Below are 22454 nucleotides of genomic sequence, written 5' to 3'. Positions count from 1 at the left end.
TGGCGTGCGCCGCGTTCAGGAGAGCACGAGCCGCACGCCCACGAGGGTGAGCGTTGCGGCGAGCAGCACGCGCAGCAGCTTTTCGGGCGCCCTGGAGGAGAGCAGGCTACCGATCGCGATGCCGGGCAGCGAGCCGCACAGGAGCGAAAGCAGCATGTGCCAGTCGATCGAGCCGAGCAGCCAGTGGCCGGCGCCCGCCAGGAGCGTGAGCGGCACGGCGTGCGCGACATCGGAGCCGACGATGCGCACCGTGGGCAGCGCCGGATAGAGCAGCAGCAGCACGGTGACGCCGATGGCGCCCGCGCCCACCGAGGTGAGCGAAACGAGCACGCCGAGCACCGCGCCCGTGAGAATCGTGAAAAAGAGCGTGCGCGCTTCGCCCGGCCCGTGGCGGTGGCGCGAGGCGAACGCAGCGAGCTGCGGGCGGAAAATGAGCGCCACGGCCGTGATGAGGAGCGCGACGCCCAGCACGGCCTGGATCAGATGCCCCGCGCGCGGCGTATCCATGCCATAGCGGTGCAGCAGAATCAGCGTGATCGTCGCCGCGGGCACGCTGCCGGCCGCGAGCCGTAGCGTCACGCGCCAGTCCACCGAACCCTTTAGCCCGTGCACGAGCGTGCCCGCGGACTTGGTCGCGGCCGCGTAGAGCAGGTCGGTGCCGACTGCCGTGGCTGGATGCACGTTGAAGACGAGGACCAGGATCGGCGTCATCAGCGAGCCGCCACCCACGCCGGTCAGGCCGACCAGAAATCCGACAAACAGGCCGGACAGCGAATACAGCAGATCGATATGGGGGAAGGACATCGCGCGCGAGGAGGCCGGTTCAGGGGGGGGCTACGCCGTCGCCTGCCGCGTCGAGAACAGCGCGCGCCGTAAGCGGCGCGTCAGGCTGGACAACGGCCAGGGCTGGCGGCGAAAATCCGCATTGTCGCAAAACCCGCGGCTTGGCGCAGGGTTAAGCGAAATCGGCCGCGCTGTGCCTGGCTTTCAATTGCCTTCGCACGCTCCCATAGGCAGCATGCGGGCCAGATGTCGGCTCGCACTCACGCGCCTTCAGCGCCACTTCGCGCGCAGGCACGTGCCGAACAGCGCCGCGCGGCACTGGCGCCACCATAACCAGAACCCGACATGAATCCCGGCATCCTCTACGCGTTCGCTGCATTCGTTCTCTGGGGGCTCTTCCCCATCTACTTTAAGACGCTGCATCAGATCCCCGCACTCGAAATGCTCGCGCACCGCATGGCGTGGTCGCTCGTGTTCGTGGTCGCCGTGCTCGTCGTGCGCCGTCACTGGCGCTGGCTTGGGCCCACGCTGCGCGACCGTCGCCTGCTCGCGCGCTTCGTGGCGAGCGCCGTGCTGCTCTCGGCCAACTGGGGCATCTATATCTGGTCCGTCAATGCCGGGCACATCGTCGAGGCGAGCCTCGGCTACTTCATCAATCCGCTCATCAACGTGCTGTTCGGCTATGCGTTCCTGCGCGAACGACTGCGCCCCCTGCAATGGGCCGCCGTGGCGCTGGCCACCGCAGGCGTCGCGTGGCTTACCTGGCAGAACGGTGCGCCGCCCTGGATCAGTCTCGCGCTCGCAGTGACTTTCGGCGGCTACGGGCTTTTGCGCAAGACCGCGCAGCTCGGGGCGCTCGAAGGCCTCGCGCTCGAAACCGTGCTGCTCTTTCCCGTTGCGGTCGTTTATCTGACGATCGTTGGCCTTGCCGGCGCGAGCCACTTCACGCATGCCTCGCGCGGGCTGCAACTGCTGCTCGCGGCCTCCGGCCCGATCACGGCGGTCCCGCTGCTCCTCTTCGGCGCGGCCGCGCGGCGCATTCCGCTGTCGATGCTCGGTCTGATCCAGTACGTCACGCCCACGCTGCAGTTGCTCACCGGCGTGCTCATTTACGGGGAGCCGTTCGGCGCGGTTAGCGCCGTCGGTTACGGCGCGATCTGGGTCGCACTAGGCGTGTATTCGCTCGAAGGCGTGCGCAGCCTCGTGGCTACGCGCGAGCGCCGCGCGGCGTGAGGGGGCTGGGCGGCGCTGCGCTGTCGGCCATTGGCTGACCAGCCGGCGGCGCGGTAGGATGCCAGGACGATGGCCGCACGGTCGTTAGCAGCAGATTTGCGTGGATCGGATGCGCGAGTCAGTGGCGACCGGCGATGCCTTAACCCTCTGTCAATCCTCAGTGGAGTGCCCCGCGCATGAGTATCGAAGCCGTTCGCCGGTTCGAGGAAGAATTCGCGCCGCGTATCGCGGCGAAGCTGGCGAAACAATTCGGCCCTTCTGTGCACGTCGATGTCGTGCCCAACGCCGGGCACGGCCATCCCACGCGCGTGCGCCTGCGCGGCGTCGCGAACGAGCACCGCCATCCCTATGTGTATCCGCTTAACGTCTCGCTGACCTGGGACACCGAGGAGATCGAGCGCCTCATGGAGCGCGGCGGCGAAGCGCGCTTCGAGCACTACCTCGAAGCGACCGGGAGGAAGCTGGCGTCATGGGAGTCGGCGCGCTCTGTCGATTTCGCTTCGCGCACGCAAGGCGAGCCCGAAGTGCTGCTAGGCGGGCTCGATTTCGAGGGCTAAGAGCACCCATGGCGCTCAAGTGTCCTCAACCGCGCGCAGCCCGCGTGAGCCACTCGCGGCCCTTGAGCATGCCCCACCAGTAGAAGCTCGGCAGCACGCTCGCCTTGAGCAGCCACATGAGGCGGCGCGGGCGCGTGGGGTCGAGCGGGAAGGTGGGCAAGAGGCGCCCGCCATAACCGAACTCGGCCAGCACGACCTTGCCCTTTTCCACGGTGAGCGGGCACGAACCGTAACCATCGTAGCGATACGCCAGAAGCGCGCCCGCACGCGCGGCGAGCAGGTTCTCGGCCACGATCACGGCCTGCTTGCGCGCGGCCGCGCCGGTCTTGGCGTTCGGCGCCGAGCACACGTCGCCGAGCGAGAACACGTTGGGATAGCGCGGATGCTGGAGCGTGGCGTGATCCACTTCGCACCAGCCGGCTTTGTCGGCGAGCTGGCTGTCGCGAATGAAGTCGGGCGCGACCTGCGGCGGCACGGCGTGCAGCATGTCGAAGCGCTTTTCCACACGCGTGACGTTGCCGTTCGCATCCTTTACTTCGAAGGTGGCGATGCGCGCCGGGCCATTTACGGCCACGAGATTCGACGAGAACGCGAGGTTCGCGTTATAGCGCTTCACGTACTCCATGAGCGGCGGCACGAAGGTCGCCACGCCGAACAGCACGGCGCCCGCGAGATTGAACTCCACGTTGACCTGGCCGATCACACCCTGGCGTTGCCAGTGGTCGCAGGCGAGATACATGGCTTTTTGCGGCGCGCCCGCGCACTTGATCGGCATGCCGGGCTGGCTGAAGAGCGCCGTGCCGCCCTTCATCTGCTGCACGAGCTGCCAGGTGTAGGGCGCGAGGTCGTAGCGATAGTTCGAGGTCACGCCGTTCTTGCCGAGCGTTTCCGTGAGGCCTGCAATGCGCTCCCACGCGAGCCGCAGTCCCGGCGCCACGATGAGCTGACGGTAGGCCACGCGCACGCCGCTGTCGAGCTGCACGACGTTCGCGTCCGGCTCGACGCGCGTGGCGGCCGCGCGAAACCACTTCACGCCCGCGGGCATCACGCTCGCCATGGGCCGGCGCGTTTTCGCCACGTCGTATGCGCCGCCGCCGACTAGCGTCCACGCGGGCTGATAGTCGTGGTGATCGCTCGGCTCGACGATGGCGATCTTCAGGCTCGGCTCGCGGCGCAACAGGCTCGCGGTGACGGCGATGCCCGCAGTGCCGCCGCCGATCACGACGACGTCCCAGGTTTCGCCTTCCCACGCGCAAGCCGCCGTCGCGGCGCGCGCGGCGTTCGTGGTTTGCGCGGCCTGGGTGGGCGCGCCTTGCTGCGCGAGCCGATAGAGGCTCGTGGCGCGGTTGCCGCTGCGGCAGTACGCGAGCACGGGGCCGGGCAGGTCGATCAGCAACTGGCCGAAACGCGCAGCGTCGTCGGCGGTGATCTGGCTGGGCTTCACCGGCAGATACGCGAACTGCAGGCCGAGCTGCGAGGCCGCGGCGCGCAGCGCCTGCGACGTGGGTTGCGAGTCGCCGCCCTCGCCATCGGGCCGGTTGCAGATGATCGAGCGATAGCCCGCCGCCTGGATGGCGGCAAGGTCGTCGGGCGTGAGCTGGTCGGCGCTCGCGAAGCGGGCGTCGTGTTGCGTGATTTGCATGTGGTTTGGGTCCCGAGGCTGGTGCGGCATCGTGCTGCCGTCGTACTTTTTAATGCGGTTTAGTGCTGATCGATGCGGCTTCTTGCGAGCGGCGGCGCTGCTCCAGCACGGCGAAAATTGCCATGCCCGCGAGCATGGCGGCGACGAAGAGCCAGGCGCGCGGCTGGCCGCCGCCCGCGGCGACGAGCGCGGGGCCGGGGCAGAAGCCCGCGAGTCCCCAGCCCGCGCCGAACAGCAAGGCGCCGCCAACCAGCCGTGCGTCGATGCGCCGTGACGTGGGCAGCTGAATCGGCGCGCCGACGAGGCTCGACGCTCGCTTGCGCGCAAGCCAGAAGGCGGGCGCGGCGAGCGCGATGGCCCCCGCCATCACGAAGGCGAGCGAGGGGTCCCAGTTGCCGGCGAGATCGAGAAAGCCGAGCACTTTCGCCGGGTTGGCCATGCCCGAGACGAGCAGGCCGATACCGAACAGCACACCGCACGCGAACGCGCTAATTTTTCGCATTTCAGCCTCCGCTCAGGTGACGCACCGCGAACACAGTGGCGAAGCCCGCCGCCATGAACGCGCCCGTGGCGACGAACGAGCGTCGCGAGCCGCGCGCGATCCCGCACACGCCGTGGCCGCTCGTGCAGCCCGAGCCGTAACGGGTGCCGATGCCGACCAGCAGACCCGCCGCGACGAGCGTGAGCATCGACGCATCGATCTGCATTGCCGGAAGCGCCGAGTGCAGTCGCCACAGCAATGGGGCGGCAACGAGGCCAATGACGAACGCGGCATTCACGCCGCGCTCGCCGCCCGAGCCCGGCAACGATCTGCCCAACAAGCCACCCAGCAAGCCGCTGATACCGGCGATGCGGCCGTTCACGAGCACGAAGAGCGCGGCCGCCGCGCCGATCATCAGGCCGCCCGCGAACGAGGCGTAGGGCGTGAAGTGGACGAGGTCGAGGCTCATGCCGGATGGACCTTGAGCCGCCCGCAATAGAGGCTCGAGAGCGTCTGCATGACCTGGATGACCTCGGGGCTCGCGAGGCGGTAGTAGATGTATTTGCCTTCGCGACGCGTATCGACGAGGCCTTCGTCGCGCAGCTTGCCGAGGTGCTGCGAAAGGCTCGGCTGATGCACTCCCACCAGCTCCTCGAGCTCGCCGACGTTGCGCTCGCCTTCGGTGAGCTGGCAAAGCAGCAGGAGACGGTCTTCGTGGGCAAGCGCCTTGAGCAGTGCGCAGCACTTTTCGGCGGATTCGCGCAGGGCCGCGAGCGCTTCGGGAGTGAGTGGTGAGTTCATGGGTCGCCCCGTCGGACGAGGTAGCAGGTCAATGCGCCAGATTATACTTTGTCTAAATACATTATATAAATTTATAATATGTGTTTCAATAGAGGGTCACCCGTGTGGAGTCCTCGATGTCCAACCCAACCCAGCTACAAACACCCGAACCAGGCGTCGAGCCCTTTTTCGACCCCGTCACGGCCACGGTAACCTACGTCGTGCACGCCGGGCGCGGCACCGCCTGCGCGATCGTCGACCCTGTGCTCGACTACGATCCGAAATCGGGCCGCACCTCCACGGAATCGGCCGAGCGCGTGATCGCGTTCGTGCGTGAATACGGGCTTCGCGTCGAGTGGCTGCTGGAAACCCACGCGCACGCCGATCATCTTTCGGCGGCGCCGTATCTGAAGGCGCAACTGGGCGGGCGCATTGCGATTGGCGAGCACATTCGCGACGTGCAGGGCGTGTTCCGCGCGGTGTTCAATCTGGGCGAGACGCTCAGCGCGGACGGCAGCCAGTTCGACGTGCTGTTCCAGGACGGCGAGACGTTCCAGGTCGGCGCATTGGAGGCGCGCGCGCTGCACGTGCCAGGCCATACGCCCGCCGACCTCGCGTACCAGATCGGCAATGCCGTGTTCGTGGGCGACACGCTCTTCATGCCCGACGTGGGCTCGGCGCGCTGCGACTTCCCGGGCGGCGACGCGCACACGCTTTACCGTTCGGCGCGCAAGCTGCTCGAGCTGCCGGGCGACACGCGGCTCTTCATGTGCCACGACTATCCGCCGGCTTCTCGCGGGCCGTGTTTCGAGACCACGGTGAGCGCGCAGCGCAGCGGCAATATCCACCTGAACGAGACCGTGAGCGAAGAGGCGTTCGTGCAGATGCGCACCGCGCGCGACCGCACACTCGCCATGCCGAACCTGATCCTGCCGTCGATCCAGGTGAACATTCGCGCGGGCCGCATGCCGGAGCCCGAAGCCAACGGCGTGCGATATCTGAAGATACCGATCGACGCGCTTTGAATATGTGCGGCGTGAGCTCCGCAACGTGCGTCCGGAAGCGCGGGAAAATGTCTTTGATCGATTGCTGTCTGCGCACTTCGCTGTTCAGTTAGCAGTTAGCAGCTAGCAGTCACAGTTGGCGTCCTCGTTGACTGGCACGTCGCGGGCCGGTTCCTCCTGCGAGCCCGTGCGAGTATCGGCCGCGCCGGCAGTGCGCGATCTGCGCAAGCGTATCGCTGGGACAGCGTGCAACAGACGACGCGCGCGCTTGTGCAGCGGCCAGTCGACGAACTGGTAGAGCGCGGCGCCCATCGCCGTGGCCGCGATCATCGTGAACGCTACACCGAGCGGCGCGGTCGGATCAAAGCCGCCGATAGCGTCCGGCAGCAGCTTGCGCGCAGCTTCCACACAGTATGGATGGCTCAGATAGATGGCATAACTCGCATTGCCGATGAATATGGCTGCGCGTGTCAACGAGCCCGAACCCATCGCCGGTTCCAGGCTCAGTGTGCTGCCGATCAGTACGAAAGCAGGCAGGCCGTAATAAAGCAGCGGCGCGTTGGAAAGGTTGTGCCAGTTGATGTAGGCCATCCACGCGTAGGCCGCAACCGCGATGCACCCCGCAATCGGCAGCTTGATTCGGACTCCCGATTTCCAGATCTGGTAGGCGATGAAGCCAAGCGGGAACTCGAATAAACGCTGATTCGTATAGAACGCGGTGAATACGCCATGCGAGTTCGATGCCTTCGCCGCGCAAAAGATCGCAAGGATCAGCGCAGAAGTGAACAGCAGGCGGCGACGGCGCACCAGCATCAACGCAACGGCTGTGACCACGTAAAACAACATTTCGTAGTTCAGCGTCCAGCCGACGAACAACATCGGGAATATCTGACCACTTTCCTTGCGATAGGGAATGAAAAACAGCGACTTCAGCAGATTCCCCAAGTCGGCCGTCGTCGAATTCAACAACGCGGGAGCGGCGAGCGCACCGAGGAATACGCCAAACGTCAGGACCCAGTACAGCGGCACGATCCGGGCAATGCGGTCCACGAGGAAGCGCTGGGTGGTCAATTCCGGGTTGTCCAGCACGAGGGCGATGACGAAACCGCTTATCACGAAGAAAATGTCGACGCCGAATTCACCGAGCGTATGTCCAGTCGGCGACATGATGTGAAAGAAGATGACCGTTGTCGCCGCAACAGCGCGCAGCACGGTAAGGGACTTTAGCTTTTGCATGGTGGAGGCGCGGTCGGCGCGTTCGCCAATGGCGGGCGGGACGGATGCTCTGCGTTTGATCGCCGCTATTCTGACATCCCCGAAAGTCACGCGAATGTGTACTTTTGTGTGTGACCGTACAGAAGGCAGCAATTAGTTAAAGGGTTACCTTGTCCGAAAATCGAAAGCATCTGTCCACACAACCTGGCTTCAGCAAATTACATTGGGACCCAGTTCGATACCCGCCTTCGCGCAAGCCGTTGCGCGAAACCTGAACCCACGGAGTCCCGCCATGAAAGCCATCCAGTTCAAGACCTTCGGCAAGCCCGAGGTGCTCGAGTACGTCGATCTGCCCACGCCCGCACCCGATGCCGACAGCGCACTCGTGCAGGTGCGCGCCGCTTCCGTCAACCCGAGCGACGTGAAGAACGTCTCCGGCCATTTCGAGCACACGGTGCCCCCGCGGGTGCCGGGGCGCGACTTCAGCGGCGTGGTGGTGGCGGGCCCCGCGGAGTGGCTCGGCGCAGAAGTCTGGGGGACGGGCGGAGACATCGGTTTCACGCGCGACGGCACGCACGCCGAGTTCATCGAGGTGCCTGTGGCCGCGCTGACGCGCAAGCCCGCGGCGCTCTCGCACGCACAGGCCGCGTCGATCGGTGTGAACTTCGTGGTGGCGTGGCTGGGCACCGTCGACTACGCGCGCCTCACCAAGGGCGAAACGATCGCCGTGATCGGCGTGTCGGGCGGCGTGGGCGGCGCGGTCGCGCAGATCGCGAAGGCGCGCGGCGCACGCGTGATCGGCGTGGGCCGCGAGGCGCCGCTTGCCGGTTCGCCGGCCGCGCGTCTCATCGATGCCTTCGTTCCCATGAACGAGCACACGGCAGAACGCGTACGCGAACTGACTGGGGGAACTGGCGCGGACGTGGTCTACGACGCAGTGGGCGGCGTGGCGTTCGAACTGGCGCTCTCGCTTGCGAAGCGGCGTGGCCGCGTGGTCGAAATCAGCGCGACGGGCAAGCGGCGCGTCGATTTCGATCTCATCGACTTCTATCACAACGAGACGCAGTTGCTCGGCGCCGATAGCGCGAAGCTCGGCGTGGCCGAATCCGCGCCGCTCATGCGCGCGATTGCCGAAGCGTTCGCCGCGGGTCAGTTCGAGCCGCCCGTCGTGGCCGCGCAATTTCCGCTCGCGCGGGCACGCGAAGCCTACGAGGCCGTCGCCGCGGGCACGGCTGGCCGCGTCGTGATCGACATGGCGTGAGCGCGCGACGACGAACGGGAGACGGAGATGAAGGGCTATCTAGTGTCGTTCGCGGTCGGCGCGCTCGCAGGGCTGCTGTACAACGTGCTGCAGGTGAGATCGCCAGCGCCGCCGACCATCGCGCTCGTCGGGCTGCTCGGCATGCTGGCGGGCGAGAACGTCATCGGCGTCGTGCGCGCATGCGTCGCGCCTCTGGCGGGGTGAGCGAGGCGAGCGGGGCGAGCGGGGCAAGCCTCGCTCACCGCGCCGGATATCGCCCCGCGCGGACTGTGCCGACGGGCTGGCTCACGCCTCGGCCCGCACGAGCCGTTCAGGCAGACGCGTGCGCAGTTCGCGCGCGTCGAGCGCCGCAAGATCCTTGTCGAGCTCGAGCGTGACGAGGCTGCGCGTTTGCGCGTCGATCGCCTTGCGCAGCGCGCCGAGGAACGCGGGCGGCGCCGCGAGGACGAGCGTGCCGTAGCGCGCGTCGTTGCGGGCCTTCGCAAGCGTCGTCGCGATCTCGGCCGCGAACACGGTGGCTTCGTGGTCGTGCTGGCTGGTGTCGGGATCGGTCGCGCTGCGGCCGAAGCCGACGCGGTCGGTGGTGCGCCCCGGCTTGTCGGTCACGAGGTTCTCGTCCGACATGCGGCCTTGCAGATGGAGCAGCGTCTCGACCTCGTCGATGGCGCCCAGCGGGCTTTCGGCGGCGAAAATGCGCGCGGTCACACGGTTGGCGACGACAATCCAGATCGTTTTCGACATGTTCGACTCCCTGTCATGGCGCCCGGCGCATACGGCCGCCGAGCGGTTGAGTGGACTCGCGCCACGCGGCGTGAACACCAAGGGTAGCGCGCTTCGGGCCGCACGGCGCGGGAAATGCCGCCGCGCTCGTCGGCGCGCCCGTGGCGCTCGCGCGAGGCGCGAAAGTGTCGGAACAGCCAGCCGCGTGCCCGCTGGCGGCTTGCCCTTCCGTAATTCGGGAGGATGATTCTTGCCGGCGGTGGATTATCTTTTTCCGCGCAAGCGCCTAGCCTTTAGGCTCCGCAGCGCGCTGCACAGGAGTCTGACATGAGCCCGAACGACTCGACCGCCTCGACCCCCTCGACCACCGATCGCATCCTCCGTTATCCGAGCGACGTCGCCTTCACGCCGACGGTCAAGGCGATGCAGGAGCGCCTGGGTGCGCGCGAGCTCTATGCGAGCGTGGAGCGCGATCACGCCTGGGGCGTGGCGCTCACGCCCAAAATCCAGCAATTCATCGCCGCGCAGACGAGCGTTTTTCTGGGCACCGCGAATACCGAAGGGCAGCCGTACATCCAGCATCGCGGCGGTCCGGCGGGCTTTCTGCATGTGGTGGACGAACACACGATTGCGTTCGCCGATTTTATCGGCAACCAGCAATACATCACGCTCGGCAACCTCGCCGACAACCCGAAGGCTCACCTGTTCGTCATCGATTATGCGCGCCGGCGGCGCGTGAAGATCTGGGGCCGCGCGCGCGTCGTCGAAGACCCGGCGCTGGTCGAGGAACTGATGCCCGCGGGTTACAAGGCGCGCGCCGAACGGGTGATCGTCTTCACGGTGCACGCGTGGGACATGAACTGCCCGCAGCACATTCCGCAGCGCTTCGAGGCGGCGGACGTGCAGTCGGCACTAGACGAGCGCGAGGCGCGCATACGCGAACTGGAGGAGGCCGCCGCGCACCGCGAGGCCCGCGTACGGGAACTGGAAACGGAAGTCGCGCGGCTGCGCGAAGGCGCGGCGGCGTAAGCGGGCGCTCGCATCACGACCCGCCCGCAACCGGCTTACCTGGCCTTTTCCGCCGAGTTGGCGATGGCCTGACCGCCCTTAGAAAGGTCCTCGCCCGCGCGTGCGATGGTGTTGCAGGCGGCGAGTGTCACGGCGAACAGTGCAAGCGCAAACGCGAGATAACGGCTCATAGCGGCTCTGCCTGAACCGAACAGACGTCAAATTAGCGTCGAATGAGGCATGCGCGCCGTCGTTCCTTTCAATTTTACGCACGAAGCGGGGACACATGCGCCCAGGCTGCGCGCCGGCGCATCCGTAACATAGAGCCGTTTTCAGCGCTTGCGCGTCCTGCGCACGACGAGCCACTTCGGTGAGCGAAAGCGCACGATGCTCACGTACAACCACACGTAGGTGAGCGCGAACAGCACGACGAAGCAGAACAGGTGCAGCGTGTGCCGCCAGAACAGCGTGGCCGGAATCACGGCGATCAGGCAAAGCAGCCACAGGTAGGGCGACGTGAGCGAATTGCGCCGCGTGAGCTCGCGGGCGTTGCGCGCGCCCACCACCCAGCGCATGAGGCGCTTGTAGACGAGCATGTGCAGGTGCACGCCGTCGGGAATGCCGGGCGACATGCCGCGCACGAACTTCTTCCGGTAGATCGAGAAGCAGGTCTCGAAGATCGGATACATGAAGAGCAACACCGGATACCACGCCGACACGTCGCGGTTGCGCATGACGAGCAGGATCGACAGCTCGGCGAGCATGAAGCCGATGAAATACGCGCCGCCGTCGCCGAGGAAGATCAGGCCCGCCGGGAAATTCCACATGAAAAAGCCCAGCACGGCGCCCATCATGATGAACGACGCGGAGAGCACCACCGGGTCGTGCACCTGGAAGGCCACGTAGGCGAGCGAGGCGAACATCATGAAGGCAACCATCGAGGCGAGGCCGTTGAAGCCGTCGATGATGTTGATCGCGTTGGCGAGCGCCGCGACCGCCAGCACGGTGATGACGAAGGAAATCGCCGCGTAGGAAAGCAGAAAATCGAGCGGCGGCACGCTGATACGCGTGACCGCGATGCCGAGGAACCAGAATGCGAGCGCGGCGGCGGCCATCGTGCAGAGCAGGCGCGCAAGCGGCGAGACGCGCTTGGTTAGGTCTTCGATGAGCCCCGAGCCGAACGCGGGCAGCCCGCACGCGACGATGCCGAGTATGCCGCCCGAGACGGCCGGATACGCCCCGTGCAACTGCGCGGCCGCCACGATGAGCCCCGCGAGGATGCCCGTTCCGCCGATGCGCGGCACCGGTCGCACGTGAAATTTCTGCACGCCCACGAGATCGGAGTCGACGGAGAACCTTTCATGCAGATGCGCATAACGCACGATCAGCAGCGTAACCAGCAATGAAACGAGAAAGCCGAGGGCAAAACTGAGCATGAAAGGAAACCGCGACCGGAAGGAGGAATGCGCGATTATACAAAGGCGGGCACGGAGCAGGCCCGAACCTCCTGCGGTGGCGCGATGCGCCCGCTCCGGCCAGGAAATGCCTTGCCTGACAGCGCGCTCAGGATCCCGGCGTGTTCGCCGGTGTGATCTCGAGCAGGATGACGTGGTCGGGTACGTCCACGGTGAGTTGGCGCAGGTCTTGATGGCTCTCGATCGGCTGTGCCGAAGCGAGCGGATCATAAAGGTCGACACGCTTGGCCTTTTCGCCGAAGTCGAGATTGACACGCGCGGGTGGGCTGGCGAGCGGCGTACCCGTCGCCCGGTTCCAGATGAGCGTTTCGTTCCAGAGTACCAGCACGAAGCGGCCGTCCTTCTTCTGCAGCAGCAGGCTGTTTGCCGACTCCGGCATATCTGAAAGCGTATAGCCGAGCGTGTTGCGCGCCGCTGCGCTTGCGCGTCGCGCGGTGTTGGCGTTCAGGATCGACGTGAGATTGCGAATGGCGTAGGCCACCGGCTTGGGACTATTGTCGTTGCGAAAGAGCCCGTAATGCATTTCGTCGTTCTTGCGTGCCGGATCGGGTTTTTCGTCGAGCAGTTCATAGACATAGAGCCGCCTCACACCCGCCGCCGCCGCATCCATATAACCGTTGAGGACGCCCTTCGCCTGTGTGCGCTCGTCGACGCCGAGCATGTACCAGCCCGCCTGCGGCAATGAGAAGTAGCCGAACTCGGTGATGACGAGCGGCAACTGAAATCGCTGGCCGAGATGAATGGCCGCAAGCATCCACTTGTCGCCGTTCGCATTCCAGAGCGGCTGTTCGCCGTTTTGGGGGTAGACGTGCTGATTCGCGTAGTCGGCCGAAGCCGCACGCGTCTGGACTGACTTGGGGTCGAAGCCAGTCGCGTCGTAGACGGGCACGTCCTTAAGCTCCGGCATGCCGTGCACACGCTCGTAGAGGTCGCGTTGCACGGCGAGCCCGGCTGCCGCGCCGGTAAGCCCCTGGTAAGCGACTGGAAAGTTATTGAGTTCGTTGGGACCTTCGATGGCCGCAACGCTGCCGGGCACCTCGGTGTTCAGCAGCGCAACCTGTCCGATCTGCTTCTCGAAGTCCGCGCCCATCAGAAAGTTGAATCTCACGCCGCGCTGCGCGAGATAGACGTAGCTCGAGAATGGAATGGAGGAGCCCGGCGCGTAGTCGCGAACGTGGTGGATGCCGAGCCACGCCATATCGTCAGCGACGTTGTGCACATTGACGTACGCGCCGTCGGTGTAGCTGACGTGGGTGACGACGGCGAGCGTCTGGAGGAATGCCTCGGCCGGCATAGCATGCGTAGCGTCGCCGGCTTGTACCGCCGTTGCGCACACGAGCGCGCAAATACCTGCCGCCAGGCTTTCAATGGTACGCATGCCGAACGGCCGGGTCCGTTTCGCGTGGCTCGCGTGCCGCGAACTCGCGGTATCGGGGAGCGGGCGATGGGTGATTGCTACGGAATGCATCACGGCGTATTCCTCGCGTGGAGCGGTTGCCGGCCAGCGATTACGCGCGCTTGCTCGCTCCACGCCGGCATTTTCAATTGGCTTACCCACACCAGAGGCGCAGCCAGGAAGCATTTTGCCGCGTCACTGGCTACATCATGTGTGCGACGGCGAACGGATAGACATTCCGCGGGAGACTAGATTCCGTCTACCACAAATGTCGCGATCAAATAATGAAAATAGCGTCGATCCTCGCGATTTCCAGGGTAAACATTCAGGAATCCTTCATATCAATCAGCCGAACCGGGCGTTGCGAGGGACGTTGCGTTATGTGCGTTTGCGCACATAACGCAACGCTCGCATTGTGGCTTGCAGGGCGCCTCCCATGTAGCTGGGATCATCGAGCAGCGACGATCGGAAATTGTTGGTGGGATTGCGCACGGTTCCTGCGTCGCTCGCGCCGTAATGTGTTGTCGTGGGTTATCGGGGCAGCGCGACGGACGTATGGATCGCCTGAGACGGGGATTTCCGTTCGTTCGCCGGTGGCGGACGAGCGCGCCAGCCCATGAACGTCTGACGAACACGACACGCACTGGGGTAGGGAAATGTCAGAGTTAACGCAACGGTCAGAGTTTGCGCAACGTACGGTCGATATCGTGCTGCAACGTACGGTCGATGTCGTGCTGATCGTGGTGGGCGCCGTATGCGCCGTGCACCTGAATTTAAATTCCGGACAGGTCGCCGAGGTGCATCACCCCGATCCCACGCTGGTGGCGTTTTGCGCGGCGCTCGCCCTATCGGTCTTTCCCGCCTGCGGGACCTATGGCACACGTGGCAGCCGGTCGCTTTTCAGCGTCGCGGGCCGCACGGCGTTCGCCTGGCTCGCGGTGCAGCTTTGCGGACTCGTGCTGCTTTATGCGATTCACCACGATCATCTGCTGGCGTTGCCCTGGTTCATGTACTGGACATTGACGACGGGTATTTCCCTGCTGCTGTCGCACACGCTGTTCTTTTCTGAATTCAGCGTTCTGCGACTGACCCGTGAATGGTGGCACCGGGAAGCTTACGAGGTCGCCGCGCGCGACACGGTCCGCAGCGCCGTCATTGGGCATGCCTTGAAGCGCCTCTTTGACATCGTGGCGGCAGTGAGCGCGATCGCCGTGCTCTCGCCACTGCTCGTCGTGCTTGCGCTGCTGGTCAAGCGCGATGGCGGTCCGGCGTTATACGGCCATACGCGCGTAGGCCGTCATGGCAAGAAGTTCCGCTGCCTCAAGTTCCGGTCGATGGTAGTGAACTCGGAACAGGTGCTCAAGGAACTGCTCGAGCGGGACCCCGAAGCCCGCGCCGAATGGGAGCGTGAATTCAAGCTGAAGAACGACGTGCGCGTCACGCGGATCGGCCACTTTCTGCGCCGCTCGAGCCTCGATGAACTGCCGCAGCTCTGGAACGTCCTGCGCGGCCAGATGAGTTTTGTCGGCCCGCGGCCGATCATCGACCAGGAACTGGAGCGCTATGGCGAGGCGAGAAAGTACTACCTGATGGCCACGCCGGGTATCACTGGCCTCTGGCAGGTGAGCGGGCGCAACGACATCGACTACGCAACGCGCGTTTTGCTCGACGTTTCCTATGTGGAGAACTGGACCTTCCGCAAGGACATCGGGATTCTGTTCAAGACGTTTTTTGTCGTGATTCGCGGAACTGGCGCGTATTGAGTAGAAAACGGAGCGGGCGAGAGCGACTGGCATTTCGGGTATCCGGGCCACACGGCATGGTCTGGAACGCGTGTAAAGCGATTGGGGGTATTTGCGATGGGAAAAAACGCGATGGAAACGATCGAGGCCGCGTCCGGGCGTCTCGGGCAGAATTTCGGCGTGGCGAGAGCGCTGCGCCGCGGGGCCGCCTGTGCGGCGTGGCTGGCACTCGCCGCGTTGGGCGGCTGTGCGCTCGCACCGGGCATGTCGTACACGGCGTCGAACACGGGCGCCGGGTCGGCAGCGGGTACGACAGCTGGCGCGTCGGTGCCGGATAGCGTGGCAGCCAAGGGGTTCTCGGGCGCACCCTCCGGCACGCTCGTGGAGATCACCCGGGAACTGGTCGACAAGGAAGCCGCACAGCGGCCCAAGGGCATTCCCTCAGACGTGGAAAAGCTCTTTGCCAAGGCCATGCCGTACCAGATCGGTCCCGGCGATATTCTCACCATCGTGGTCTGGGACCACCCCGAGCTCAACCTTCCAGCGGGCGGCGGCGGCGGCGACGGCGCATCAAGCTCGGTCTCGGCCGGCTACACGGTCGATACCAACGGGTTTATTCAGTATGCGTATATCGGTCCGCTGAAGGTCGCGGGTCTTTCGGAGATGGGCGTGCGCGACATCCTTGCAGAGAAGCTCGCGAAATACGTACGTCAGCCGCAGATCACCGTGCGCATTCAGACGTACCGCAGCAAGCGCGTATATCTCGACGGCGAGGTCAAGACGCCCGGCGTACAGGTGCTCAATGACAGGCCGATGACGTTGCCCGAGGCGATTAACCGCGCCGGCGGCTTCACCGCCAATGCCGACCGCTCGCACGTTGCGCTCACGCGTGGTGACTCCACCGTCGATATCGACATGCCGGCGATGATCCGCAAGGGCTTCAATCCGGACCGGATCATTCTGGACGACGGCGACCTCGTGCGGGTCTTTGCGCAGACTGACAGCAAGGTGTTCGTCGTCGGCGAAGTCGAGCATCCCGGTGGCGTGATGTTCAACAACGGACATATGACGCTCAACGAGGCGCTTGGCAATGCTGGCGGGATCAGCCAGTCGTCGGGCGACGCCTCGCAGGTGTACGTCGTGCGCGGACGCGATACCAGCCAGCCGGTCGTGTTCCATCTCGACGCCAGCAGCGCCGCGGCGATGGCCACGGCCGATTCGTTCGATCTCAAGCCCAACGATGTCGTATTTGTCGATACGTCTACTCTCGTGAAGTGGAGTCGTGTCATCAGCCTGATTTTGCCGACTACCCAGGCCGCGGCGGCCAGCCGTGCAATTGGATACTGATGCCCACATGAACACGAACCACGTCAGTCGAACTGCTCGCTCTCGAGAGGACAAGATGAATCATCGCGACTACCTGCTTGAAGGGCCTCCCGCCGAGACGATCATGCCGATCGCCCCCGACGGCGGACATATGGGCAATCTGCTGGATACGCTGTACGCGGGCCGCAAGACGATCCTGATCGTCACGATTATCTTTACGCTGGTGGGCTGCGCCTATGCGCTCCTCGCGTCTCCTGTCTATCAATCGGACATGCTCATTCAGGTCGAGGAGAGCCCGAACGCCGCAAAATCGGCGCTGGCCGATCTGTCCCAGTTCGCGGTCAAGACCCAGGCTTCGGCAGAAATGGAGGTGCTGCGCTCGCGCATGGTCGTGTCGTCCGCCGTGGACGCGACGAAGCTGTATATCAAGGCGACGCCGCGCTATTTCCCCGTAGTGGGTCGCTGGGCCGCTCGCCACTTGAACCTTGGTAACTGGTCGGGATGGGGTGGCTACGCCTGGGGCGACGAAGCGATAGAGGTGGCGAAATTCGACGTGCCGGCTCGCCTGCAAGGCAGACCGTTCGTCTTGACCTACAGGGGTGGCGGCGCCTACACGCTCGAGGGCGGCGGTGTCACGCTCGAAGGCCATGTGGGCGAAACGCTGCACTCGCCGACCGTGGGCGGCGCGATCGATCTCGTTGTGAACCGCGTCGATGGGCGCCCCGGTACGGTCTTCAACTTGATGCGCCTGTCCGAACTGAGTGCAATCCAGGGGCTGCAGGCCGCGATCGCAATCACGGAAAAAGGCAAGGAATCGGATGTCATCGGTGTTTCGCTGGATGGCGAAGACCCGGTTCTCACCAGCACCATTCTCAATGCGATTGGCAACGAGTACATTCGACAGAACGCCCAGCGCACGCAGGAAGAAGCACAAAAGCAGATCACCTTTCTCGACCAGCAGCTGCCGCTGCTCAAGGCGCAGCTCGAAAAGGCCGAGAACGAGTACAACATGTTTCGCTCGGAGCACGGCGCGGTGAATCTCGGCGCCGAAGCCTCGGCGCTGCTGCAGAGTTCGGCGCTGGCGCAGCAGCGTATCTCGGATCTGCAACAGCAGCGTGCACAATTGATGGCTCGTTTCACCGACGACAATCCAGCCCTTGTCGCTGTAAACGGGCAACTGGCCGAGGCGGAGAAATCGCTGGAACACCTGGCTGGTCAGACCCGCGCGCTCCCGCCGGTGGAGCAGCAGGTAGTGCGCCTGCAGCGGGAAGTGACGGTCGACACGAACATCTACACGAATCTTCTGAACAGCCGCGAGCAACTGCGTCTGCTCAAGGCCGGCCGCGTTTCGAATGTACGCATGATCGACGCGGCGGTGCCCCCGGAGGGTCCGATTCGGCCGAAGCGCGCAGTTGCGGTGATTGCGGCGGTATTCACAGGTTTGTTTGCCGGCGCTGCGCTAGTGCTGCTGCGTCGTAAGCTGAATCGCGGCGTTTCCGTGGTGGAGGAGATCGAGGCAGGCACAGGGCTGGCTGTCTTCGCAGCGGTGCCACGCAGCCGCATCCAGCATGGGATTACGCGTCGCTTGCCGCACGGCGCACCGGGCACGAATACAGTGCTTGCGCATACAGCCGTGTTTGATCCGGCGGTCGAGAGCCTGCGCAGCTTCCGTAGTGCACTCGAGCATTCGCTGGAGAACGCAGCCAATCGTGTAGTGCTGCTGGCCGGGCCGACACCGATGGTAGGCAAGTCGTTTGTCTCGGTCAATCTGGCGGCGGTGTTCGGCGCGTCGGGCAAGCGCGTGCTCCTGATCGACGCGGATCTGCGGCGCGGCTCCCTGAACCTGCATATGGCAGTGCCGAGTATGCCCGGCGTGACGAACATCTTCGACCGCTGCCAAAGCTATGACCACGTGGTGAACCGCGACGTGATGCCGGGCGTCGACTTCGTCGCGACCGGAGGCTATGTGACTAATGCCAGCGAGCTGCTGAGAAAAGACGCTTTCACGAACTTCGTGGGCTGGGCCAATTCGACGTATGACCTCGTGCTGATCGACGCGCCGCCGGTGTTGCCGGTAGCCGACGCCGGAATCATCGGGAAACTGGCTGGCACGGTGTTCGTGATCGCGCGCCAGGGCGCGACGAGCGTGGCTGACCTGCGTGAGTCGGTGCGCCGCTTCGAGCAGGTTGGGGTGCCGATTCACGGTGTGATCTTCAACGACATGACTTCGCGGCCGGGACGTTACGGCGACGAGTACGCCGCGTACGGCTATACGAGCTACGGCTTCGCGAAGGACGCGAGAAGCGCGGGAACGGATTAGCGGGCTACTGCCAGCGGCCGTCTCCGCCAGTTCGCAGTCTTCCGGGATATGCGAAAAATGAACACTCTACGCGACATTCAAATCGTTGCAACAGCGAAAATTTTTCAGGCCTTCGGCAGGAGTGGCTATGGTCGCCGGCTGATAGAAGGCACGGGAAGCACTCGATTCGGAGCCGCGACGTTGGGATTGCTGCTGGGATATCGACGTAGCTTCCAGACCCTTCGAGAAGCCGAAAGGGCAGTAAAGCCTTACGGGAAAGGCGGACACGAGAGCAGCGAAAATGTGGACCTTCATATCAGTTTCCCGGCCAGACTGAGCGACTATGCCGCCTTCTATTACCTCCGGGATCGGTTGCCTGGCATTCAAAAGGTATTCGACCTCGGCGGGAATGTCGGCATTCTTTACTATTGCTATAAAGACTACCTGCCCCTGAGAGGGGACGTGAGCTGGACGGTTTACGATCTGCCCGAAACGATTTCGCGCGGACGAGCGCTGGCGAGCAGCAGGAACGTGAAGAATCTCCAGTTCACCGATGATTTCCGGCAAATCGACGGAACAGATTTATTTATTGCCAGCGGATCCCTTCATTACTTCGACAAGCCGGTGCCGGAACTGTTGACACAGGCGGCTCGACTTCCCGAATACGTCTTGATTAACCGGACTCCGCTTACCGAGGGGCAGGATTTCGCGGTCGTTCAAGACGGCGGGCACATCCGCGTTGCTTGCATGCTCTACAACCGCTCGAAGCTCATTGCCGATTTCCAGCGCCTGGGCTACCAGGTGTTGGGTGAATGGCAGTCGGCTGACTTCCGGGTTCCGGTGCTGGACCGGCCTTCCTCCAGCGTCGGTGCCTTTACGGGCCTATGGCTCGAACTGCGTTAGAGCGAATTTCACCCGATCCGTTTTCTCGATGGCCACGCTGTGCGCCATGTCGCCCGTCAACCGAAAGCATTCGGCAAACGCTGCGGCAGCTACTGTCCTGCGCAATCTGCAATCGACTGTTCAAAATCGACTTTGGTCGCGAGAGTTGGCATGACATGAGCGACGCCGAACATTCGTCGGTGCGAAGAGACGCCACACTGCAAGAAATATGAACGACATAGCGTGGCGCGTCAAATTCGGCCACGAGTGACGCCTTGGACTTTGGGATGAACAACGTGCATGCCCCGAATCTGATGATCAACGGCCGCTTCCTCGGTCGCCGAGCGACGGGTGTCGATCGCTTTGCGTTCGAGACCATCCGCGCGCTCGATCAATTGATCGAGTCGCGCGATCCGCGCGTCGCCGGATTGCGGACCGAGATCATCGTGCCCGAGGCGTTGGCCGAGATGTCGAACCCATTTCGTCACGTCGGCTTGCGCGCGAGTGGAAAGGGCGGCGGCCTGCGCTGGGAACAACTCGCGTTACCGCAGGCGGCACGTGGGCGCTTGCTGCTCAATCTTTGCAACTCCGGTCCGCTGTGGTATCGCCGCCAGATTACGGTGCTGCACGACGCGGCGCCCGCGCGCGTGCCCGAGAGCTACAGCCGCTCCTTCGTTGCCTGGTATCGCCTGATGGCGCCCCGGCTTGGCCGCATATCGCAACGTGTGATTACCGTGTCCGAATTCTCGCGGCGCGAGTTGTGCGATGCCTACCGGATTCCGGCGGAGAAGATCGGCGTCGTGCCGGAGAGCGGCGAGCACATGTTGCGTGTGCAGCAGGACGGCAGCGCAACGGGCGCAGTCACGCTCGACGAACGTCCATTCGTGCTTGCGGTGGGCAGTCTTAACCGTCACAAGAATTTTCAGCTCGTGGCCGAGGCCGCGCGTCTTATACGCGAAGCGCAGTTCGACATCATCGTGGTGGGCGGCGGCGATGCAAGAGTCTACGGAACGGGCCCGGATGCGTTACCCGCCTTTGTGAAGCATCTCGGCTACGTGAGCGATAGCGAACTCGCTGCGCTTTATCGGCGCGCGGCGTGCTTCGTTTATCCGTCACGCTACGAGGGCTTCGGATTACCGCCGGTCGAGGCGCTGGCGCTTGGCTGCCCGGTGATCGCTTCGCGGCTGCCCGCCGTGCAGGAGGCCTGCAGCGACGCGGTGCTCTACACGTCGCCGGACGATCCTGCGGAGCTGGCGAGCTTGCTCGAACGAATCACGAGCGACGCCGCGTTGCGCGAGAGTTTGCGCGAACGGGGCCGCTCGCGGACTGCGGAACTCACCTGGCGAGCGACTGCCACCAAGTTGATCGAGGAGATCTCGCCGTGGCTAATGTGACACTTGCATCCAATCTTGCGAACGATACTCGCCGTTTCGGCCGTGTTGCGCTCGTGCATGAGTGGCTTGTCACCTACGCGGGATCGGAGAAAGTCGTGGAGCAGATTCTTCAGCTCTTTCCACAGGCCGATCTATACAGCGTTGTCGACTTCTTCCCGGAGTCGCAGCGGCGGGTGCTGGGCGGCAGGCATGCAACGACTTCGTTCATTCAGCATCTGCCGCGGGCGCGCAAGTCGTTCCGCACTTACCTCCCGCTTATGCCGCTGGCGATCGAGCAGTTCGATCTTTCGTCCTACGACCTTGTGATTTCCTCGAGCCACGCCGTGGCCAAGGGCGTTTTGACCGGTCCGAACCAGGTGCATGTCAGTTATGTGCACTCGCCGATCCGGTACGCGTGGGATCTGCAGCATCAATATCTGTGCGAAGCCGGGCTGCAGCGCGGCATGAAAAGCTGGATCGTGCGTGCGTTGCTTCACTACATGCGTATCTGGGACCAGCGCACGGCGCATGGGGTGGATGCTTTTGTCGCCAATTCTGCATTCGTGGGGCGACGCATTCGCAAAGCCTACGGCAGCGAGGCCACGGTAGTTTACCCGCCGGTCGATGTGGAGCGGTTCGAGCTGGGTGAGCAGCACGAAGAGTTCTATTTGATTGCCTCGCGCATGGTGCCATACAAGCGGATACCGCTCATCGTCGAGGCATTTGCCGCGATGCCCGCGCGGCGTCTCGTGGTGATCGGTGACGGCGCCGACTTTGCACGTGTCAAGGCGTGTGCCACGCCCAATGTGACGTTGCTTGGCTATCAGCCCGATGAGGTCCTGGTGGACTACATGCAGCGTGCGCGAGCGTTCGTCGTCGCCGCGGAAGAAGACTTCGGCATTTCGGTTGTCGAGGCACAGGCCTGCGGCACGCCGGTCATCGCGCTGGGCCGCGGTGGATCGCGGGAGATCGTGGTGGATTCGCCGGACCCCGAGCGCGGCACGGGGCTCTTCTTCAGCGAGCAGAGCGTGGAGTCGATCGTCGATGCGGTGGAGCGCTTCGAGCGGCAGCCCCCGCTCAAAGCGGAAGTCTGTCGCCGCAACGCCATGCGCTTTACGGAAGAGCGATTCAAGCAGGAGTTCCTCAATGTAGTGGAACGCGCGATGGATGCAGACAAAGTGCATGCCGACACGCCGCCTCTGGTGCGGCGTTGGCACTCAGCCTGAGTTGGCGAAATAACGAGACCGTTCACGCGCGAATGCTGGATGAACGGGATG

At 64.2% G+C, this 22454-nt stretch carries 22 protein-coding genes; 12 read left to right on the top strand and 10 right to left on the bottom strand.

The genetic code is table 11. The features are described from left to right. Window positions 1–15: 15 nt before the first annotated feature. Window positions 16–804 (bottom strand): sulfite exporter TauE/SafE family protein, encoded by a 789-nt coding sequence (locus M3I53_RS24450; RefSeq protein WP_254318421.1) that lies wholly within the window; start codon window positions 802–804, stop codon window positions 16–18. Window positions 805–1128: 324 nt separating this feature from the next. Here M3I53_RS24450 and rarD point away from each other — a divergent pair, with 324 nt between their 5' ends. Together rarD and M3I53_RS24440 are read left to right on the top strand one after the other, a co-directional pair. Then, a complete protein-coding gene (gene rarD, locus M3I53_RS24445; RefSeq protein ID WP_254318420.1) occupies window positions 1129–2016 on the top strand; it encodes an EamA family transporter RarD in 888 nt (295 codons plus the stop codon). A gap of 176 nt (window positions 2017–2192) precedes the next feature. After that, window positions 2193–2573, top strand: a complete 381-nt coding sequence (locus M3I53_RS24440; RefSeq protein WP_254318419.1) for a DUF5594 family protein — start codon at window positions 2193–2195, stop codon at window positions 2571–2573. Between the two features lie 25 nt (window positions 2574–2598). Here M3I53_RS24440 and M3I53_RS24435 read toward each other — a convergent pair whose 3' ends face one another. From M3I53_RS24435 to M3I53_RS24420, 4 genes are read right to left on the bottom strand one after another with little or no spacing between them, the layout of a single operon-like run. Then, window positions 2599–4215: a bifunctional protein tyrosine phosphatase family protein/NAD(P)/FAD-dependent oxidoreductase gene (locus tag M3I53_RS24435; RefSeq protein WP_254318418.1), complete on the bottom strand. Its 1617-nt coding sequence runs from the start codon at window positions 4213–4215 to the stop codon at window positions 2599–2601. Between the two features lie 49 nt (window positions 4216–4264). Then, window positions 4265–4717, bottom strand: a complete 453-nt coding sequence (locus M3I53_RS24430; RefSeq protein WP_254318417.1) for a DUF6691 family protein — start codon at window positions 4715–4717, stop codon at window positions 4265–4267. Window position 4718: 1 nt separating this feature from the next. Then, window positions 4719–5165 (bottom strand): YeeE/YedE family protein, encoded by a 447-nt coding sequence (locus tag M3I53_RS24425; protein ID WP_254318416.1) that lies wholly within the window; start codon window positions 5163–5165, stop codon window positions 4719–4721. Next, the gene (locus M3I53_RS24420; RefSeq protein ID WP_028202089.1) at window positions 5162–5497 is read right to left on the bottom strand and encodes a metalloregulator ArsR/SmtB family transcription factor; all 336 of its coding nucleotides are present in this window, start codon (window positions 5495–5497) and stop codon (window positions 5162–5164) included. Before M3I53_RS24420 ends, M3I53_RS24425 begins: the two co-directional genes overlap by 4 nt. Before the next feature lie 116 nt (window positions 5498–5613). Between M3I53_RS24420 and M3I53_RS24415 the strand changes: the two genes are divergently transcribed. Further along, complete coding sequence (locus tag M3I53_RS24415; RefSeq protein WP_254318415.1) at window positions 5614–6501, top strand: MBL fold metallo-hydrolase; 888 nt, start codon at window positions 5614–5616, stop codon at window positions 6499–6501. 102 nt (window positions 6502–6603) lie between these two features. Here M3I53_RS24415 and M3I53_RS24410 read toward each other — a convergent pair whose 3' ends face one another. Beyond that, window positions 6604–7806 (bottom strand): acyltransferase, encoded by a 1203-nt coding sequence (locus M3I53_RS24410; RefSeq protein ID WP_254318414.1) that lies wholly within the window; start codon window positions 7804–7806, stop codon window positions 6604–6606. Window positions 7807–7987: 181 nt separating this feature from the next. On the opposite strand from M3I53_RS24410, the gene M3I53_RS24405 reads away from it, so the two are divergent. Next, complete coding sequence (locus M3I53_RS24405; protein ID WP_254318413.1) at window positions 7988–8956, top strand: zinc-binding alcohol dehydrogenase family protein; 969 nt, start codon at window positions 7988–7990, stop codon at window positions 8954–8956. Window positions 8957–8983: 27 nt separating this feature from the next. Then, window positions 8984–9160, top strand: a complete 177-nt coding sequence (locus M3I53_RS24400; RefSeq protein ID WP_254318412.1) for a DUF1427 family protein — start codon at window positions 8984–8986, stop codon at window positions 9158–9160. Window positions 9161–9241: 81 nt separating this feature from the next. Here the strand turns inward: M3I53_RS24400 and M3I53_RS24395 are convergent, their stop codons facing one another. Further along, complete coding sequence (locus tag M3I53_RS24395; RefSeq protein ID WP_254318411.1) at window positions 9242–9697, bottom strand: host attachment protein; 456 nt, start codon at window positions 9695–9697, stop codon at window positions 9242–9244. A gap of 306 nt (window positions 9698–10003) precedes the next feature. Between M3I53_RS24395 and M3I53_RS24390 the strand changes: the two genes are divergently transcribed. Further along, window positions 10004–10705, top strand: coding sequence for a pyridoxamine 5'-phosphate oxidase family protein (locus M3I53_RS24390; RefSeq protein WP_254318410.1), 702 nt, complete (start codon window positions 10004–10006; stop codon window positions 10703–10705). Window positions 10706–10740: 35 nt separating this feature from the next. On the opposite strand, the gene M3I53_RS24385 is transcribed toward M3I53_RS24390, so the two are convergent. The 3 genes from M3I53_RS24385 to M3I53_RS24375 form a co-directional block, all read right to left on the bottom strand. Then, on the bottom strand, window positions 10741–10875 hold the full coding sequence (locus tag M3I53_RS24385; RefSeq protein WP_254318409.1) for an entericidin: 135 nt from the start codon (window positions 10873–10875) through the stop codon (window positions 10741–10743). Window positions 10876–11016: 141 nt separating this feature from the next. Then, window positions 11017–12120, bottom strand: a complete 1104-nt coding sequence (locus M3I53_RS24380) for a glycosyltransferase (protein ID WP_069267713.1) — start codon at window positions 12118–12120, stop codon at window positions 11017–11019. A gap of 127 nt (window positions 12121–12247) precedes the next feature. Beyond that, complete coding sequence (locus M3I53_RS24375; RefSeq protein WP_254318408.1) at window positions 12248–13537, bottom strand: calcium-binding protein; 1290 nt, start codon at window positions 13535–13537, stop codon at window positions 12248–12250. Between the two features lie 674 nt (window positions 13538–14211). Between M3I53_RS24375 and M3I53_RS24370 the strand changes: the two genes are divergently transcribed. From M3I53_RS24370 to M3I53_RS24345, 6 genes are all read left to right on the top strand, one after another. Further along, window positions 14212–15318, top strand: a complete 1107-nt coding sequence (locus tag M3I53_RS24370) for a sugar transferase (protein ID WP_254318407.1) — start codon at window positions 14212–14214, stop codon at window positions 15316–15318. A 111-nt stretch (window positions 15319–15429) separates the two neighbouring features. Next, on the top strand, window positions 15430–16644 hold the full coding sequence (locus tag M3I53_RS24365) for a polysaccharide biosynthesis/export family protein (protein ID WP_375542573.1): 1215 nt from the start codon (window positions 15430–15432) through the stop codon (window positions 16642–16644). 55 nt (window positions 16645–16699) lie between these two features. Next, window positions 16700–18943, top strand: coding sequence for a GNVR domain-containing protein (locus M3I53_RS24360; protein WP_254318406.1), 2244 nt, complete (start codon window positions 16700–16702; stop codon window positions 18941–18943). Between the two features lie 57 nt (window positions 18944–19000). Continuing rightward, on the top strand, window positions 19001–19825 hold the full coding sequence (locus M3I53_RS24355; RefSeq protein ID WP_254318405.1) for a methyltransferase, TIGR04325 family: 825 nt from the start codon (window positions 19001–19003) through the stop codon (window positions 19823–19825). A gap of 266 nt (window positions 19826–20091) precedes the next feature. Next, a complete protein-coding gene (locus M3I53_RS24350; protein ID WP_254318404.1) occupies window positions 20092–21198 on the top strand; it encodes a glycosyltransferase family 1 protein in 1107 nt (368 codons plus the stop codon). Next, entirely contained in the window at window positions 21186–22403 is a 1218-nt protein-coding gene (locus M3I53_RS24345; RefSeq protein ID WP_254318403.1) for a glycosyltransferase family 4 protein, read from the top strand. Before M3I53_RS24350 ends, M3I53_RS24345 begins: the two co-directional genes overlap by 13 nt. Window positions 22404–22454: the final 51 nt, after the last annotated feature.

The organism is Paraburkholderia sp. CNPSo 3272 (genome assembly GCF_024206495.1).
GTDB lineage: Bacteria > Pseudomonadota > Gammaproteobacteria > Burkholderiales > Burkholderiaceae > Paraburkholderia.
Note: the sequence above shows the minus strand (reverse complement) of the source record. Positions and strands in the feature narration are given on the sequence as shown.